Below are 16,471 nucleotides of genomic sequence, written 5' to 3'. Positions count from 1 at the left end.
CTTCACTGATATAGTAGCTTTGATAGCTAATTCTCAGTCAATTCTCAGTTTGGATTAAGGGAGTATTAAGGTTGTGTTGCTATAATTCAATTAATGAAGAAATTAAAATATAGAAGATAATGAAGTGAAAATAATATTTCTATTAAAACTTAATCGTAAAAATTTGATTAATGGTAATTAACATAAAAATTCATTATCGCTAAAGATATAGAGCTAGAAAAGGAGAAGGAAATATGGCAAGTAAGATAAAAAGATCGCAGATCATAAGGCATGTTGTACAATTGATTTCATTTATTCTGTTACCAGGTCTTTATTCAATGACATTTAGTGAAGTAAAAACAGTATATCAAATGATTATCAATGGCAATTTTAACTTTTTTACAGCATTACCAAGTTTAATGGAATTTATAGCTATTATGCTTTTGACAATAGTATTAGGGAGATGGTTCTGTGGATGGATATGTGCATTTGGTGCGTATAATGATTTAATATATTTTATATCAAGAAAAGTATTCAAGATAAAATTTAGAGTAGATGAAAAAGTTGATTATGTACTTAAGTACGTTAAGTACATAGTATTAGTTTTTATAATAGCTATTTCATGGACTATGGGAAGCAGTATACTAGAAAGCACAAGTCCTTGGGATGCTTTTGGTCAAATAACTGATATATCTACTATTTTTTCAAGCTTACTTATTGGATTGATATTTTTAATATTAATCACAATAGGATCAGCATTTATTGAGAGATTTTTCTGTAGATACCTATGTCCTTTAGGTGCAATATTCTCCATTACTTCTAAAATTGGAATAGTTAAGATTAATAAGCCCAAAGCTGATTGCGGTAAATGTAGAGCATGCACAATGAATTGTTCGATGGGGTTACCACTTTATAATGTAGATTGTGTCAAGGGTGGCGATTGTATTAACTGCTTAAAATGTACTGAAGTATGTTATAGAAATAATGCTAATGTAAATGTAGCTAGTAGAGATTTAGATGCTAAGTTAACAGGATCAGTGGCAATGGCTACATTTTTAGGTGTATATGGACTTACTAGCTTCGCTGGAAATGCAGTAACTAAATCAGGAATTTCAGTTAATAGCAATACAATTTCAAGTAGTGAAAATTTAGAAAATAGTTCTTCACAAACTTATAAAGATGGAACAACTGCAATTTCAAATGCAGCTCAAAATACTACAAGTGAATATAAAGATGGTACATACACAGGAAGTGGAACTGGTTATAGAGGAGGAACCACTAAGGTTTCTGTTACTGTATTAGATGGAAAAATATCAAATATAAAAACTATATCTAATCAAGATACTCCAAAGTTTTATAAAAGAGTAGAAGGAACTATAATAAAGAGCATAATTTCAAAACAATCAACCTCAGTAGATACAATTTCAGGTGCAACTTATAGCTCAAAAGGGATTATGAGTGCCGTAGCAAATGCTTTGACTCAAGCAAAATAATTAAAATAGTCTAATTTATCTTAAGTTGTATATAATCTGTAGTTTGTTTTAGTATTTAAAGTACTAGAATTGAAAAATGAGAAATTAGAGTAATAAATAGAAATTTTTTTATGACACTATATAGAATTAAATTTATAGGTTCAGAGTAACACATTTAGAGAAAAAAGTTAATATAATAATTTCAAGATTATAATATTAGCAGGAGTATGAGATAAAATGCCAACTAAAAGCAGAAATAATGCAGTTAAAAAAACTACTTTTGTACCAACAAAACGAGTTAAAGAGAAGAAGAAAACCATATTAATTGAAGTTGCAAAAGATCAAGTCATAGGAGAATTTGTTAATGGTTTTGAGGTAATAAAACCAGTTAAAAGATATGGTAAATACTATGTACAAGTTAAAAATAAATAATATTCAAGTGAGTGAAAATCTCACATGAAGAATTTGCCTTCTACATTATCATAGATATCAAATTTAAGATTTAGATTTATGTGTAACTTACCCAAATAAGTAACATATTGTGTTTTGGTTTCTAGGAATTTTGATGGTAATGATTCCAAAGAAAAACTAAAAACAAAATGTTTCTACTTTCGGTGGATTATCGCATAAGTCTAAGCTTTGTATTAAATATCTATATCGAATTTTAAATAATAAGTTATTATATACTTGACGATTTGCAATTAATGGTATAATCTTTATCTTGTGAAAGATAATTTTATAATTGAATAACTAGGGGAGCTAATATTTTGGCTGAGATTGGAAAGATTGATTTCCTAGACTCTTATAACCTGATTTGGTTAATACCAACGTAGGGAAGTATATTGATATTTTTTGTGCACATGTTTATTAATGTATCCCTTTGGATACATTTTTTTTGCTTAAAAATAATTAACTTCTTTCAAAGTTAATCATTTAATCACAGTAAGATGTGGTTTAATAAAATTTTATTTCACAAAGTTTTATTAATTTATTGATTTAAGGAGGTTTTTTAATGAAAGAAAAAAGTAAAGCACAAAAAATTGCATTAAGCGGTGTTTTAATTGGTATTTCAGTAATTTTTGGAACTTTTTCAATACCAATTTTAGGCGCTAAAATTTCTCCGATACAACACTTTGTAAATGTAGTTGGGGCAATAACATTAGGTCCAATTTATGCACTTTTAAATGCGCTTATTGCATCACTAATTAGAAATATTATGGGAACTGGTACTTTGCTGGCATTTCCAGGAAGTATGGTAGGAGCACTGCTTGCAGGTATTCTTTATAAGAAATTTAGGAAGCCAAGTATAGCTGTAATTGGAGAATTAATTGGAACTGGAATATTAGGAGCATTATTGGCCTATCCTATAGCTGTACTGCTTTTAGGTAAAAAGGCAGCACTTTTTGCATATGTGACTCCATTTATATCTAGCTGTAGTGTAGGATCTGTTATAGCTTATTTCTTTGTAAAAGTTCCGGTGATAAGTAAAATACTAATAGATAATGAAGTATCAACATATGACAATGATTTAAAAAACATACACAAAGTTTAGTGATAAATATACAGAAATAATTTAACTGTAGAATAAGACGAAAGGGTGATTTTATGTTTAGAGCATTAACTATTGCAGGTTCAGATTCATGTGGAGGAGCAGGTATTCAAGCAGACTTAAAGGCATTTTCAGCTAACGGAGTTTATGGTATGAGTGTAATTACAGCTGTAACTGCGCAGAATACAATGGGTGTGTTTGGAATTCAAGATATAAATCCTGATATGATTGAAGCACAAATAAATGTTATTTTTGAGGATATAAGGGTAGACGTAATTAAGATAGGGATGGTTTCTAAAATTGAGTCTATACAAGCTATATCTAAAGCATTAAGAAAAGTTAAAGATTTACCAGTAATTGTTTTAGATCCTGTTATGATCTCTAAAAGTGGATTTAACTTATTATCTAGAGATGCAAAGGATACTTTGGTTAAGGAATTATTTCCACTTGCAACACTAATCACTCCAAATTTACCAGAAGCAGAAGAAATTTTAGGGATAAAAATAGAAACTTTAGAAGAGATGAAAGAAGCAGCTTTAAAACTTAAAGAGCTAGGGCCAAAAGCTGTTTTGGTTAAGGGCGGACACCTAGAAGGTGAAGCAACGGATTTATTATTTGATGGAAAAGACTTTGTAATTTTGAAGCAAGAAAGAATTGATACTAAACATACTCATGGAACAGGTTGTACTTTATCATCTACTATAGCCGCAAATTTAGCTAAAAATATGACAGTTGAAGAAGCTGTTAGGTGTGGTAAAAAGTATATAACATGTGCAATTGAACATGGATTTGAGCTTGGAAAAGGTGTGGGTCCTACCCATCATTTTTATGAACTTTATAAGAAAGCAGGAATTGATACTAAGTAAAAAATATAAAACATTTATTAGCAAATATCCATAAGAATTATGATGACTTAAATATTCGAGACTTAAAAATATACATCAGAAATTAATTTATTATTATTTAAGGAGAGAAAAGAAATGAGTTATAAAACACAAATGGAAGCAGCAAAAAAAGGTATTGTCACTAAGGAAATGAAAATAGTAGCTGAAAAAGAAAGAATTTCAGAAGAGAAGTTAATGAAACTCGTTGCAGAAGGTAAGGTTGCTATACCAGCAAATATTAATCATAAATCTCTTAGTCCAGAAGGTATTGGTGATGGATTAAGAACAAAAATAAATGTAAACTTAGGGATTTCAGGAGATTCAGTTGATTATTGCAGAGAAATGGAAAAAGTGAAAATGGCAATCGACTTCGGGGCTGAAGCGATAATGGATTTAAGTAACTACGGAAAGACTCAAGAGTTTAGAGAAAAACTTATTGATTATTCTCCAGCTATGATAGGTACAGTTCCAATGTATGATGCAATTGGATATCTTGAAAAAGATCTATTAGATATAAAAGCAAAGGATTTTCTTGATGTAGTTTTAGCTCATGCAAAGGCTGGAGTTGATTTTGTTACTATTCACGCCGGAATTAATAAGAGAACTGTTGCATTATTTAAAGAAGATAAAAGAAGATTAAATATAGTATCTAGAGGAGGGTCTTTATTATTTGCTTGGATGGAAATGACAGGCAATGAAAACCCATTCTACGAATATTATGATGAGTTACTTGATATCCTTAGAGAATACGATGTAACAATAAGTCTTGGAGATGCAATGAGACCAGGATGTCTGGATGATTCAACTGACGCTGGACAAATTACTGAACTTATAGAATTAGGTTTGTTAACAAAGAGAGCTTGGTCGAAAGATGTACAAGTTATGATAGAAGGACCAGGACATATGGCTATGAATGAAATAGCAGCTAATATGCAAATTGAAAAAAGATTATGCCATGGCGCACCTTTCTATGTACTTGGACCTCTTGTCACAGATATTGCACCAGGATATGACCATATTACTTCAGCTATAGGTGGAGCTATTGCTGCAACACATGGGGCTAATTTCCTTTGCTATGTAACACCAGCTGAGCATTTAAGACTTCCAGATTTATCGGATGTTAGAGAGGGAATTATTGCATCAAAAATTGCAGCACACGCAGCAGATATAGCTAATGGACTTCCAGGAGCAAGAGATAGAGATAATGCTATGGCAGATGCGCGTCAAAAACTTGATTGGGAAGAGATGTTTAAGATTGCTATTGATGGAAAGAAAGCTAGAGAATATTTTGAAAGTGTACCGCCAGAAGATATGCATAGCTGTTCTATGTGTGGAAAAATGTGCGCAGTAAGAACTACTAATAGAATCTTAAATGGTGATAAAGTAGAACTTTTTGATAAAAAATAAAATCAATGATATACGGCCAATAAACCGAAATTAGATACATATTAGTTGCATAGGACTAATAAAAATTTCGCTGGAATGTTCTAAATAGAAGGTTGCATCCATTTATGCATGCTCCTAATATTCATTAAGACAAGCAAAAATGGAACAACCTTCTATTAAGAACATTCGGCAGCTTATTTTTATATGCCTATTTCACTAATATGTATCTAATTTCTTTGTTTGGGTATACATATAAGTATCGTTTGGTTATATATCAAATATAAAAGGGTATTGCATAATTTATATAGTTTAGAGGAGCTATTTATTAACAAAGAATGCCAATGTGAATATTAAAATGTGTTTAATTTTTCTAGAATTTGTTGTAAGCTTTTAGATGAAAGTATACAAGTTTTGTTTTGATAAAATTTGATGTTTATTTTGAAAGGAGGTATTTTGGTAAGAATGATTAAAAGCTAAATTCTTACTAAAAGGTATTTATGAATAATAATGAAATATCAATTAAAATAGGAAATCTACTAGATGAGGTTAGGAATAAGAAACCACTTGTACATAATATAACAAATTATGTTACGGTTAATGATTGCGCGAATATTTTGCTTGCAATAGGAGCATCACCAATTATGGCTGATGATATTAAGGAAGCAGCAGATATTACTAAAATTTCATCTGCACTTGTAATAAATATTGGCACATTAAATGAAAGAACTATTGAATCGATGATTGTATCAGGAAAAAAAGCAAATGAATTAAATATGCCAGTTGTTTTTGATCCAGTGGGAGCAGGTGCATCAGAATTTAGAAATGCAACTACTAAGAGAATATTGGATGAAGTTAAGATAAGTGTGTTACGTGGAAATATGTCTGAAATTAAATTTATAAGTGGACTAGAATCTTCAACTAAAGGCGTAGATGCATCTGAAAGCGATGTAAAAACAGGTAGTGATGAAGGAATTGATGTTGCAAAGAATCTATCTAATAAGCTTAATTGTACTGTAGCTATTACAGGCGCAACAGACATTGTATCTGATGGAGAAAGAGTTGCTATACTTGAAAACGGGACTAAAATGCTATCAAATGTTACAGGAACAGGCTGCATGACAACTTCATTAATTGGAGCATTCTGTGGTGCAGGGTCAGATTATTTCCTTGGAGCAGTTTCAGGCATTACGTCCATGGGAATAGCAGGGGAAATTGCATTTGAAAAAGCAGGGCAAATTGGAACGGGAAGCTTTCATATAGCAATTATAGATGCTATAAGTAATTTAACTTCAGAAGTAATTAAGAATATGGCTAAGGCTACAGAAATATAAAAAAACTGGAGGAAATTTTTATGAAAACTAAAATAGATTATAGTATTTATCTTGTAACGGATAGAGATTTAATGAGTACAGAAACTTTAGAAGAAGCCATAGAACAAGCTATACTTGGAGGATGTACATTAGTTCAATTAAGGGAAAAAGATTGTTCATCTCTTGATTTTTATATTACAGCTGTAAGAGTAAAAGAAATTACTGATAAGTACAATGTGCCACTAATAATAAATGATAGACTAGATATTGCACTTGCAGTAGATGCTGCAGGAGTCCATGTTGGTCAAAGTGATATGCCAGCGACTATTGTAAGAAAAATTATAGGTGAAGATAAGATAATTGGAGTTTCAACAGGATCATTAGAACAAGCGCTAAAAGCACAAGAAGATGGGGCAGATTATATAGGGGTTGGAGCTATGTATGCAACAGGAACAAAGAAAGATGCTAACCCAACTAGTATGGAAGAATTAAAGAAAATAAGAGAAAACATATCCATTCCTATAGTAGTGATAGGTGGAATAAATAAAGATAGAGTTAGAGATTTTGAAAATATGGGAATCGATGGTCTTGCAATAGTTTCAGCAATTATAGCCCAAAGAGATATTACTGAGGCAACTAAAGAATTAAAGAATATTTTTATAAGTTATAGAGAAGCATAGTTATTTTCAGATATAATCAAAATGAATTTATCAATTCAACCTCATATATTTATATAAAATTTATGGAGTAAGTAAAATAAAGAATGAATTTAATTTTTATATGACCAATTAATATGCAAGTCCATGTTTAGGTGAGGCTTATTTTGGTTAAAAAAATTTTTATAATAAGGTAGGTATAATAATTATTAATTCTATCATGATTATTTGTAATAAATTGAATTAAAATATCAAGAATAAGCATATTAAAATAGCTTTATAATTGTGGAGGTATAATATGAAGTTTGATATTTATAAAATTGCTGATAATTATAAGCTCTCAGAAACAGAGAGACAGGTCTTGCAATACATATTGACTAATATCGATTCTGTTTTAACTAAAGGGGTAAGAGATGTTGCCACAATTAACTATACATCGGCAGCAACAATAATAAAGCTATCAAAGAAGCTAGGTTATACAGGTTATGTGGATATGATATATCGCTTAAACTTTATAATAAAAAATCATGAGAATAATCAAGAACATACCTCCGATATAACTAGCTTTATATCGGAAATTGAGAATAAGAAAATAGAAGATTTCATTTCTATGCTAATTAAACATAGAGAAGATATAATTTTAATAACGGCCACTGGATTCTCTGATTCAATTGCAGATTTCTTTTGGAGAAAGATGTTAGTGCTTGGATTTAAATGCATCAAAACAAATTCCTATGGAGTATATGACAGCAATCAAATAGGAGGGGCCTTAGTTATTGGAATATCTAAAAGTGGAGAAACAGAAAGTATAACAAAAGTGATTGATTATGCATCAAAAAATGAACTAGATATTATAACATTTACTGGCAAGTCAGAGAATCATATGGCTAAGAAAGCAACCTTAAATTTTATGATATTAGATGATAAAGAATTAGATGATAGAAATCTTACTGCAAACTATTTTTATGCTAGGGTAATGATTGTAATGGAATATTTGCTAGACAAGGTAATGAGTAATTTATAAAATATGTAGAAAGCTATCTCAAGGTTAACTAGTGAGATAGCTCTTTTTGATGTAAAGGTAAACATGTTTACTTTTGAGTCAACATGTTGCTGAAACGTCTAAAACTATTAACAATAGCTATTAATAATGATATTCTATTCTCACAGGTAATTACCAAAGAAAATTATAAATAGTGAAGGGGAATATTTAAATGAAAGATAAGATTTTAAATAGTATGCAGAAATTTGCCAAAGCTATGATTGGACCGGTCTTATTCTTACCTATTGTTGGTATGTTGATTGCACTGACAGCAGTTTTTACTAATAAAACATTCGTAACGGAAGGTGGAGTAATTTGGGTAACAGGAAAATTCTTTAATGGAATGTTATCACCGATTATGGGGAACTTGAGTATTTTGTTTTGTGTCGGAATAGCGATGGGGATGTCAAAGAAGAAAAAAGCGGAAGCAGCATTCATTTCTATTATGTCATATATTCTATTTTTAGGTGCGAATAGTAAGTGGTTAGAGCTATCTGGAAAAATAATTAAAGGTGATACAGCATCAGCTTTATATGGAACAGGACAAACAATCCAACTAGGATTTCATGTGACAGATATGGGAGTATTTCTAGGGATGATTCTAGGAGTGCTAGTAGCTGTAGTGCATAATAAATATATAGATAAGGAGTTTCGTGGTGCTATGGCTCCATATGGTAATAGTAAATTTGTATTCGTTATCATGATTCCGGTAGTAGCGATATTAAGCATTGGTACTACATATATCTGGCCTACAATAGCTGCTGGAATTACAGCTCTTACTGGATTTATGAGTTCTGCAGGGGCAGCTGGAGTATTTGTTTATGGATTTCTAAATAGATTCTTAGTTCCAACAGGCTTACATCATTTAATTTGGTCTCCATTCCTATATTCAGCAGTTGGTGATCAGATGATAATAAATGGCCAAAATGTAATTGGAGCAAAGCCAGTTTTTCTAGCATTGCTTAATGATTCAACAATCTCTATTATGCCTGATTCAGCAAGATTTTTAACATACGGATTAGTTAAAACTTTTGGTGTAATTGGAGTTGCCTTAGCATTTTACTTCACTGCTAAAAAAGCAAAGCGTAGTAATTTAAAAGCACAATTAATACCATCAACATTAACAGCAGTAATTGCAGGTATTACAGAACCATTAGAATTTACATTTATTTTTGCGGCACCATTATTATGGTTTGTTTATTCAGTGATTGATGGATTATTCCAAATGTTTGTATACCTATTAAATGTAAGAGTATGTGCAACTAATGGAATATTAGATTTTCTAGTAATAAACTTGCCAGCGGGTATAGGCAAAACTCATTGGCCTGTGTATATATTAGTGGGATTAGTTGAAATAGTTGTGATTTTCCTAGTGTTCAAATTTATGATTGAGAAGATGAATTTAAGAACACCTGGAAGAGAAGAGAATGGTACAGATGCTGTAATTGATTTAAATGAAAATGCAGCAAAAGTTAAGCAAGATATGAAATCGGAAAATAAAAATAATAGTAAAGCTAATAACGATGATGAAAAAGCACTAACAATAATTAAAGCATTAGGTGGAAAAGCAAATATAGTAACAGTAGAAAATTGTTTTTCAAGGCTTAGAGTAGATGTTGTAGATAATAGCCTAATTGATGAAGAAGCTTTAAAAGGAACAGGTGCAGCAGGTGTTGTGAAAAAAGGAAATAATATACAAGTTGTATATGGCCTTTCAATTAATAAAATTAGAACAATAGTAGATGAAGCATTAGACAGAGTAGAATAAAATCAAGGAGGAATCATTAAAATGAAAAAATTTAAATTAGTAATAGTAGGTGGAGGAAGCACATATACACCAGGGATTGTAAAGAGTTTACTTTCAAAGAAAGAGGAGTTTAAAATATCAGAATTAAGATTATATGATATAAATGCGGAACGTCAAAATAAAGTAGGAGTGATAGTAAAGAAAGTAGTAGAAATGTTTGATCCAGAGGTAAAACTTGTTCTTACAACTGATCCAGAAGAAGGATTTAAAGATGCAGATTTTGTTTTTGCTCAAATGCGTGTTGGATTATATAAAATGAGAGAACAAGACGAAAAAATTCCACTAAAATATGATGTGGTTGGTCAAGAAACATGTGGTCCTGGAGGACTAGCGTATGGATTAAGAACAATATATCCCATGGTGGAAATGATAGATTTTTGTGAAAAATATGCAAATAAAAATTATTGGATTGTTAATTATTCTAATCCAGCAGCTATTGTAGCAAAAGCTATGTATAAGTTAAGACCAAATGCAAGGATTTTAAATATCTGTGATATGCCAGTTGCAATTATGAGAAATATGGCTAATATCTTAGATTGTGATAGACATGATATAGAGGCAGATTATTTTGGATTAAATCACTTTGGGTGGTTTACAAAAATTAGAGTTAGTGGTGAAGATAAAACTGAGGAATTAAAAGCATATGTAAAGGAATATGGTTATATTCCTCCAGATTCAAGAAGTGAAGTAAGACATAATGATGCATCATGGCTTCATACATTTGAGAATGCTAAACATATAATGCAAATGTTCCCTAAATATCTTCCAAATACGTATATGCAATATTATCTTTTAGGAGATAGAATTGTAAAAGAAGCAGATAAAAATCATACTAGAGCTAATGAAGTAATGGAAGGAAGAGAGAAGAAGATATTTGATGCTGTAGATCAATATAATGCTACAGGGCAAATTGATCTTACACAATTCTTTACTGGAGTGCATGGAGAATTTATCGTTGAAGTTGCTATGAGCTTAGCTTTTGATTCAAGAAAGAGACATTTAGTTATGGTAGAAAACAATGGGGCAATAAAAAACTTACCTGACGATGCTATGGTAGAAGTACCTGCATATATAACTAAAGATGGACCAGAACCAATACGTGTAGGAGAAATACCAACTTTCTATAAAGGAATAATTGAACAACAAGAAGCATCAGAAAAACTGGTAGTTGAGGCGGCTATTGAAGGCTCATATGAAAAAGCACTTATGGCATTTACTATGAACAAAACAATTCCATCTGCATTTGTAGCAAAACAGATTTTAGATGATATGATTGAGGCTAATAAAGAATATTGGCCAGATTTAAAATAGGAGAATGTATGTTTAATATATTTAGTAAAAAAAAGAATAAAAGGTTGTATGCATTTGCTAATGGTGTAAGTGTAGATTTAAAAGATGTAAAGGATGAAGTATTTTCACAGAAGATGATGGGGGATGGTATAGCAATTAAGCCCAATGACAATAAAATTTTTTCACCATGTGATGGAGATATAGTTACGATAATGAAAGAAAGTAAGCATGCAATAGGAATTAAAACAGATGATAATATGGAAATTCTCATACATGTTGGACTTGATACAGTACATTTAAAAGGGGAAGGATTCATTTTGCACTGTGAAGAAGAAAAACGAGTAAAAAAGGGAGACCTTCTTCTAGAGTTTAACAAGGAGTCACTAAAAGAAAAATCAATAGATGATATTACGATGCTTATCATCACGAACTCCAATGAACATGAAGTCTTAAACTCTCATATTGGAAAAGTTATGAAAGTAGAAGAAAGTATTTTACTAGAATATAAGTAGTTAATTAATAAGCAAGCTCTTCTTTTTTGGGGGGCTTGTTTTTATAAATAGATTTTACATTATATTATTATGTAAAAGTTAAGTTAAAACCTATTAATAGTACGATTAAAGTATTTTAAATAATTTATTTTTTAGCACAAGCAACATAAGCAATAGGTTATATAAGATTGGAGACTATGAAAAATTAACTTTAATTTGCGAAAATAAAACAAGTGAACTTAATTCAAGAAAAAACCATTATAAAAATAATTTCAATATATAAAAAAACAGAAAATATTGAAATAGTTAATAACAATATAGCAAATGATATACAAGAGACGAGTGCAGAATCAGAAAAAATAAGTGCTCCAGCACAAGAGGTAGATCCTGGTATAAACGTATTATCTAATAAAGCATTAGAAGGAAGGAATGTTGCAAGTAAATCAAAGGAAAGAGCCATAGAAGTTAGAAATAAAGGAATTACATGAACAGAAGAAACAAAAAAACTATATAGTGAGGAAAAAGAAAAAGGATTAAAATCAATTTAAGATGGAAAGATAATAAATAACATAAAAGTAATAGCTGATACTATTTTTAGAGCGAACTAATCTGTTAGTTCTTAATGCAGCTATTGATGTAGCTAAAGCTGGAGAGAAATATTATGAAGATGCAGATTGTGTTACAAAGATATCTGATGAAATAGCATCTATGACAGAAGAACTTACAGCAACAATGACACAAGTAAGTGAAGCAGTTCAAAATACTGCAGAGACAGCACAAAAGTTTTCTGAGAATACTGAGACAATTAGAGAAAGAATCTGTTAAACAACAAGATCTATAGAGCAAGTATCAAAAATTGCATGAAATCAATCTGAAATTGCTAAGCAGCTAAATCACATTGTAAATAGGTTTAGAATCTAAGAAGATAGTAAATTATTAAAATGTTTTTGTGAAAAATTTAACCTGTTTATGCTAAAAAGATGTATAATATTTTCATGTGGATTAATTATACTAGGAGGGATTTTAGATGGAAATATTGGAGCTAAAAAAGAATCTATACTGGACAGGGGTATTAGATGCTAATTTAAGAGTTTTTGACATTATAATGGAAACAGAATTTGGGACTTCTTATAATTCATATTTACTTAAAACAAGTGAAAAGACAGTGCTATTTGAAACAGCAAAGGTAAAATTCTTTGATGGATATTTAAAAGCGTTAAGTCAATTAGTTGATGTCAAAGATATTGATTATATTGTGGTAAATCATACTGAGCCAGATCATGCAGGAAGCATAGAAAAGCTTATTGAAATAAATCCTAATATCGAGATTATTGGAAGTCAAGTTGCTATAGGATTCTTAAAGAATATAGTAAATAGAGATTTTAAAAACAGAATAGTAAAAGAAAATGAAACATTAGATTTAGGTGATAGGACTTTACGTTTCATGTCAGTACCAAATTTACACTGGCCTGATACAATGTATACATACATAGAAGAAGATAAAACTTTAGTTACGTGTGACTCTTTCGGTTCTCACTATAGTTTTGATGGAATTTTATTAAGTAAGCTTGAAGATAATGATGGATATTTAAGAGCTCTTAAGTATTACTTTGATTGCATTATTGGGCCGTTCAAAAATCCATTTATGATTAAAGCTTTAGATAGAATTAAAGATTTAGAAATTAATATGATTTGTACAGGACACGGTCCAGTAGTTGACTGCAGAATAGATGAAATAATGGAATACTATAAGAAATGGTCTAACGTTCCTAATCCAAATCCAAGAAAAACTGTTATCATCCCATATGTAAGCGCTTATGGATATACGAAGGAATTAGCATTCAAGATAGCTGAAGGAATTAAGGCTAGTGGAGATGTAGATGTTAGACTTTACGATATGGTAGAGTCTGATCAAGAAAAAGTACTTGAAGAACTTGAATTTGCAGATGGTATTTTATTTGGTACTCCAACAATAGTAGGTGAAGCATTAAAGCCAATTTGGGATTTAACTACTTCCATCTTTGCAAGAACTCATGCTAATAAACTTGCAAGTGCTTTTGGAAGCTATGGATGGAGCGGAGAAGGTGTTCCTCATATTATAGAAAGACTAAAACAACTTAGAATGAAGGTTGTTGATGAAGGATTCAGAGTTAAATTTAAACCAAGTGATAATGAATTAACAGAGGCTTATGAGTATGGTTATAATTTTGGATTCTTACTTCTAAATAAGGAGAATCTGAGTAAAAATTAATAGTGATTGCTATTTATGTTAGGACTTATTATATAAGTCCTAATTTTAATTGTGGTAAAATTAAAAAAATATAGAGGTGAAGTTATGTTTGAAATATCATTTCCAGTAAATTATTCTGAAATTGAAACTGTATTAGATAAGCTTATAACAATAGGTTTAGTCTCAACTTATTATGATGCACCTTATCAGGTAACTGTTGATTCTAATGGTTATGGGTTTTATGAAAAAGAAAATGAATTTGTAGACTTAAAGGTTTATCCAGAAAGCGAAAGTATAGATGAATGTAATAGATGTATTGATAAAATTAGAGAAGTCCTAGATATAGAAGAAAATATAACTTTATCTGAGTTAAAAGAAGATAATTGGCAGCAGCCTTTTGAGCCTGTTGATTTAAATAATGGATGGATAATTGCTGAACCTAATGAAATTGTTGATGATAATAAGATGAAAATTAATTTTGAGTCTCAAGGGTCCTTTGGTACAGGGTTACATGAAACAACACAGGATTTACTTAGATATATATTAGAAAAAGACTTTTCAGGTAAGACCATACTTGATTTAGGTACAGGATCAGGGATATTAAGTATAGCTGCTGGATTAAAGAATTCAGAACATATAGTAGCGCTGGACATAAGAGATGTGACTGCTGAGGTTTTACATAATGCACGCCTTAATAATATTGACAATATAGAAGTTGTTGTAGCAGATGTTACTTCCAAGAATTCAGGTGTTAATGATAAATTCGACGTAGTATTTATTAATATTGGTGGAGAGGAAACATTATCATCTATGGAGCTAATTAATAATGTTATAAAAGATAGTGGGACGTTATTTGTATCTGGATTAGTGGAATGGAGCAGTGACAAGGTGCTTCATGAACTTGAAGTTCAAGGATATAATCTTTTAAAGAGTACTAAAACGAATGAATGGGTAACTATGATTCTAAAAAAAGGAGCTTAAAAATGAGTATAGGATACGCATGTTTAACAATTGGAGTTCCAGGTACAAACTTAAAAAGCTGTACCGCTAAAAATGTAACAGAAGAAAAGTTATTAGAAATAATATCATATAATTTAAAATCTATTGAAAATATCATTGATTATAATATTCAAAATAATATAAAACTTTTTAGGATTACTTCTGACTTAATACCATTTGGATCTAGCCCATTAAACAAATTATCTTGGTGGGAAATATTTTCACAAGAATTTTTGGCTATAGGAAAGAAAATTAGAGAGAATAACATAAGGGTATCGATGCATCCAGGTCAATATACAGTTCTTAATTCTCCGAGTGAAGAAGTTGTGAGTAGAGCAATTGAAGATTTGAATTATCATACCAAGGTTTTAGATAGCCTTGGAGTTGAGGGAGAGCATAAAATTATATTACATATTGGTGGAGTCTATAACGATAAAGAACAAGCGGTAAATAGATTTGTTGATAATTATAAGCAGTTAGATGACGCCGTAAAGCAAAGACTTGTTATTGAAAATGATGATAAGTCCTATAATATAAACGATGTTCTTAAAATAGGAACGAAATTAAACATCCCAGTCGTTTTTGATAATCTTCATAATGAAATAAATTGTTATGATAAAGAAAAAAGCGATTTATATTTGATAAATGAATGCAAAAAGACTTGGAAAGAAAAAGATGGGAATCAGAAAATGCACTACTCTCAGCAAGATCCGTTAAAGAAAGCTGGTTCCCATTCAAATACAATAAGAATAAGTAAATTTCTAGATTTCTATGAAAGTATAGAAAGACAAGATATAGATATAATGCTTGAAGTTAAAGATAAAAATCTTTCAGCAGTAAAATGTATAAATTCTGTTAATAAAAATAATAAGATAATAAAACTTGAAGAAGAATGGGGAAGATATAAGTATAAAGTTCTAGAGGATTCTCCTTCACATTATTTAGAGATAAGAAATTTACTTAAAAATAAAAATAAATATCCTGTAGTTCAGTTTTATAATTGTGTTGAGGATGCGATGGAAACTGAAACTAAAGTTGGCAACTCAATAAATGCGGCATTGCATATTTGGGGATATTTTAAAAATGTAGCAGATAATAAGGAAAAAAATAGTTTCTTAAAGAGTATCGAAGATCATAAGCAAGGTAAAGTTTCTATAAATTCAATAAAAAATAAATTATTTAAGATGGCTGTAAAATATAATGAACAATATCTTTTAGATTCTTATTACTTTTTTCTTTAAACAATAATTAAAGTTCTTAGTTATGCGATAACTTACCGAAATTATAAACATTTTTGCTCCGAAAAACTATGAAAATATTTATAATTTCTAGTGAAGATATTAACTTTAAGCTTTAGCAAATTTGTAAATATGCTT

15 protein-coding genes and 1 riboswitch are annotated in these 16,471 nt (G+C 30.3%); all 15 genes read left to right on the top strand.

Annotated features, from left to right (window positions below; translation table 11 throughout):
- Window positions 1-233 precede the first annotated feature (233 nt).
- Window positions 234-1,472, top strand: a complete 1,239-nt coding sequence (locus tag CLCHR_RS08910) for a 4Fe-4S binding protein (protein ID WP_079439356.1) — start codon at window positions 234-236, stop codon at window positions 1,470-1,472.
- A gap of 216 nt (window positions 1,473-1,688) precedes the next feature.
- On the top strand, window positions 1,689-1,883 hold the full coding sequence (locus CLCHR_RS08905) for a hypothetical protein (protein WP_079439355.1): 195 nt from the start codon (window positions 1,689-1,691) through the stop codon (window positions 1,881-1,883).
- A gap of 310 nt (window positions 1,884-2,193) precedes the next feature.
- Window positions 2,194-2,304, top strand: a riboswitch (TPP riboswitch).
- A gap of 159 nt (window positions 2,305-2,463) precedes the next feature.
- Complete coding sequence (gene thiW, locus CLCHR_RS08900; RefSeq protein ID WP_079439354.1) at window positions 2,464-3,003, top strand: energy coupling factor transporter S component ThiW; 540 nt, start codon at window positions 2,464-2,466, stop codon at window positions 3,001-3,003.
- 53 nt (window positions 3,004-3,056) lie between these two features.
- Window positions 3,057-3,866, top strand: coding sequence for a bifunctional hydroxymethylpyrimidine kinase/phosphomethylpyrimidine kinase (gene thiD, locus CLCHR_RS08895; RefSeq protein ID WP_079439353.1), 810 nt, complete (start codon window positions 3,057-3,059; stop codon window positions 3,864-3,866).
- A gap of 114 nt (window positions 3,867-3,980) precedes the next feature.
- Complete coding sequence (gene thiC, locus CLCHR_RS08890) at window positions 3,981-5,291, top strand: phosphomethylpyrimidine synthase ThiC (RefSeq protein WP_079439352.1); 1,311 nt, start codon at window positions 3,981-3,983, stop codon at window positions 5,289-5,291.
- A 476-nt stretch (window positions 5,292-5,767) separates the two neighbouring features.
- Complete coding sequence (thiM, locus tag CLCHR_RS08885; protein WP_079439351.1) at window positions 5,768-6,601, top strand: hydroxyethylthiazole kinase; 834 nt, start codon at window positions 5,768-5,770, stop codon at window positions 6,599-6,601.
- A 20-nt stretch (window positions 6,602-6,621) separates the two neighbouring features.
- Entirely contained in the window at window positions 6,622-7,260 is a 639-nt protein-coding gene (gene thiE, locus CLCHR_RS08880) for a thiamine phosphate synthase (RefSeq protein ID WP_079439350.1), read from the top strand.
- 274 nt (window positions 7,261-7,534) lie between these two features.
- Window positions 7,535-8,260, top strand: a complete 726-nt coding sequence (locus CLCHR_RS08875; protein ID WP_079439349.1) for a MurR/RpiR family transcriptional regulator — start codon at window positions 7,535-7,537, stop codon at window positions 8,258-8,260.
- A gap of 190 nt (window positions 8,261-8,450) precedes the next feature.
- Window positions 8,451-10,046: a PTS transporter subunit EIIC gene (locus CLCHR_RS08870; RefSeq protein WP_079439348.1), complete on the top strand. Its 1,596-nt coding sequence runs from the start codon at window positions 8,451-8,453 to the stop codon at window positions 10,044-10,046.
- A gap of 21 nt (window positions 10,047-10,067) precedes the next feature.
- Window positions 10,068-11,396 carry a 6-phospho-alpha-glucosidase gene (locus CLCHR_RS08865; RefSeq protein WP_079439347.1) on the top strand — a complete coding sequence of 443 codons (1,329 nt, stop codon included), beginning with the start codon at window positions 10,068-10,070 and terminating at the stop codon, window positions 11,394-11,396.
- An 8-nt stretch (window positions 11,397-11,404) separates the two neighbouring features.
- Window positions 11,405-11,887, top strand: coding sequence for a PTS sugar transporter subunit IIA (locus tag CLCHR_RS08860; RefSeq protein WP_079439346.1), 483 nt, complete (start codon window positions 11,405-11,407; stop codon window positions 11,885-11,887).
- Between the two features lie 212 nt (window positions 11,888-12,099).
- Window positions 12,100-12,354 (top strand): hypothetical protein, encoded by a 255-nt coding sequence (locus CLCHR_RS08855; RefSeq protein WP_079439345.1) that lies wholly within the window; start codon window positions 12,100-12,102, stop codon window positions 12,352-12,354.
- 539 nt (window positions 12,355-12,893) lie between these two features.
- Window positions 12,894-14,117: an FprA family A-type flavoprotein gene (locus CLCHR_RS08850; protein WP_079439344.1), complete on the top strand. Its 1,224-nt coding sequence runs from the start codon at window positions 12,894-12,896 to the stop codon at window positions 14,115-14,117.
- A gap of 84 nt (window positions 14,118-14,201) precedes the next feature.
- Window positions 14,202-15,077 (top strand): 50S ribosomal protein L11 methyltransferase, encoded by an 876-nt coding sequence (locus CLCHR_RS08845; protein WP_079439343.1) that lies wholly within the window; start codon window positions 14,202-14,204, stop codon window positions 15,075-15,077.
- A gap of 2 nt (window positions 15,078-15,079) precedes the next feature.
- The gene (gene uvsE / locus CLCHR_RS08840) at window positions 15,080-16,336 is read left to right on the top strand and encodes a UV DNA damage repair endonuclease UvsE (RefSeq protein ID WP_079439342.1); all 1,257 of its coding nucleotides are present in this window, start codon (window positions 15,080-15,082) and stop codon (window positions 16,334-16,336) included.
- The last annotated feature ends 135 nt before the right edge of the window (window positions 16,337-16,471 follow it).

It is taken from the genome of Clostridium chromiireducens (assembly GCF_002029255.1).
In the GTDB taxonomy this organism is placed as follows: Bacteria; Bacillota; Clostridia; order Clostridiales; family Clostridiaceae; genus Clostridium; species Clostridium chromiireducens.
This window is presented reverse-complemented; position numbering and strand designations above follow the sequence as displayed.

Excerpts from the sequence above, each read along its gene's own strand:
- CLCHR_RS08910 (WP_079439356.1), top strand. The coding sequence starts at position 234 with ATGGCAAGTAAGATAAAAAGATCGCAGATCATAAGGCATGTTGTACAA.
- CLCHR_RS08905 (WP_079439355.1), top strand. The coding sequence starts at position 1,689 with ATGCCAACTAAAAGCAGAAATAATGCAGTTAAAAAAACTACTTTTGTA.
- thiW (WP_079439354.1), top strand. The coding sequence starts at position 2,464 with ATGAAAGAAAAAAGTAAAGCACAAAAAATTGCATTAAGCGGTGTTTTA.
- thiD (WP_079439353.1), top strand. The coding sequence starts at position 3,057 with ATGTTTAGAGCATTAACTATTGCAGGTTCAGATTCATGTGGAGGAGCA.
- thiC (WP_079439352.1), top strand. The coding sequence starts at position 3,981 with ATGAGTTATAAAACACAAATGGAAGCAGCAAAAAAAGGTATTGTCACT.
- thiM (WP_079439351.1), top strand. The coding sequence starts at position 5,768 with ATGAATAATAATGAAATATCAATTAAAATAGGAAATCTACTAGATGAG.
- thiE (WP_079439350.1), top strand. The coding sequence starts at position 6,622 with ATGAAAACTAAAATAGATTATAGTATTTATCTTGTAACGGATAGAGAT.
- CLCHR_RS08875 (WP_079439349.1), top strand. The coding sequence starts at position 7,535 with ATGAAGTTTGATATTTATAAAATTGCTGATAATTATAAGCTCTCAGAA.
- CLCHR_RS08870 (WP_079439348.1), top strand. The coding sequence starts at position 8,451 with ATGAAAGATAAGATTTTAAATAGTATGCAGAAATTTGCCAAAGCTATG.
- CLCHR_RS08865 (WP_079439347.1), top strand. The coding sequence starts at position 10,068 with ATGAAAAAATTTAAATTAGTAATAGTAGGTGGAGGAAGCACATATACA.
- CLCHR_RS08860 (WP_079439346.1), top strand. The coding sequence starts at position 11,405 with ATGTTTAATATATTTAGTAAAAAAAAGAATAAAAGGTTGTATGCATTT.
- CLCHR_RS08850 (WP_079439344.1), top strand. The coding sequence starts at position 12,894 with ATGGAAATATTGGAGCTAAAAAAGAATCTATACTGGACAGGGGTATTA.
- CLCHR_RS08845 (WP_079439343.1), top strand. The coding sequence starts at position 14,202 with ATGTTTGAAATATCATTTCCAGTAAATTATTCTGAAATTGAAACTGTA.
- uvsE (WP_079439342.1), top strand. The coding sequence starts at position 15,080 with ATGAGTATAGGATACGCATGTTTAACAATTGGAGTTCCAGGTACAAAC.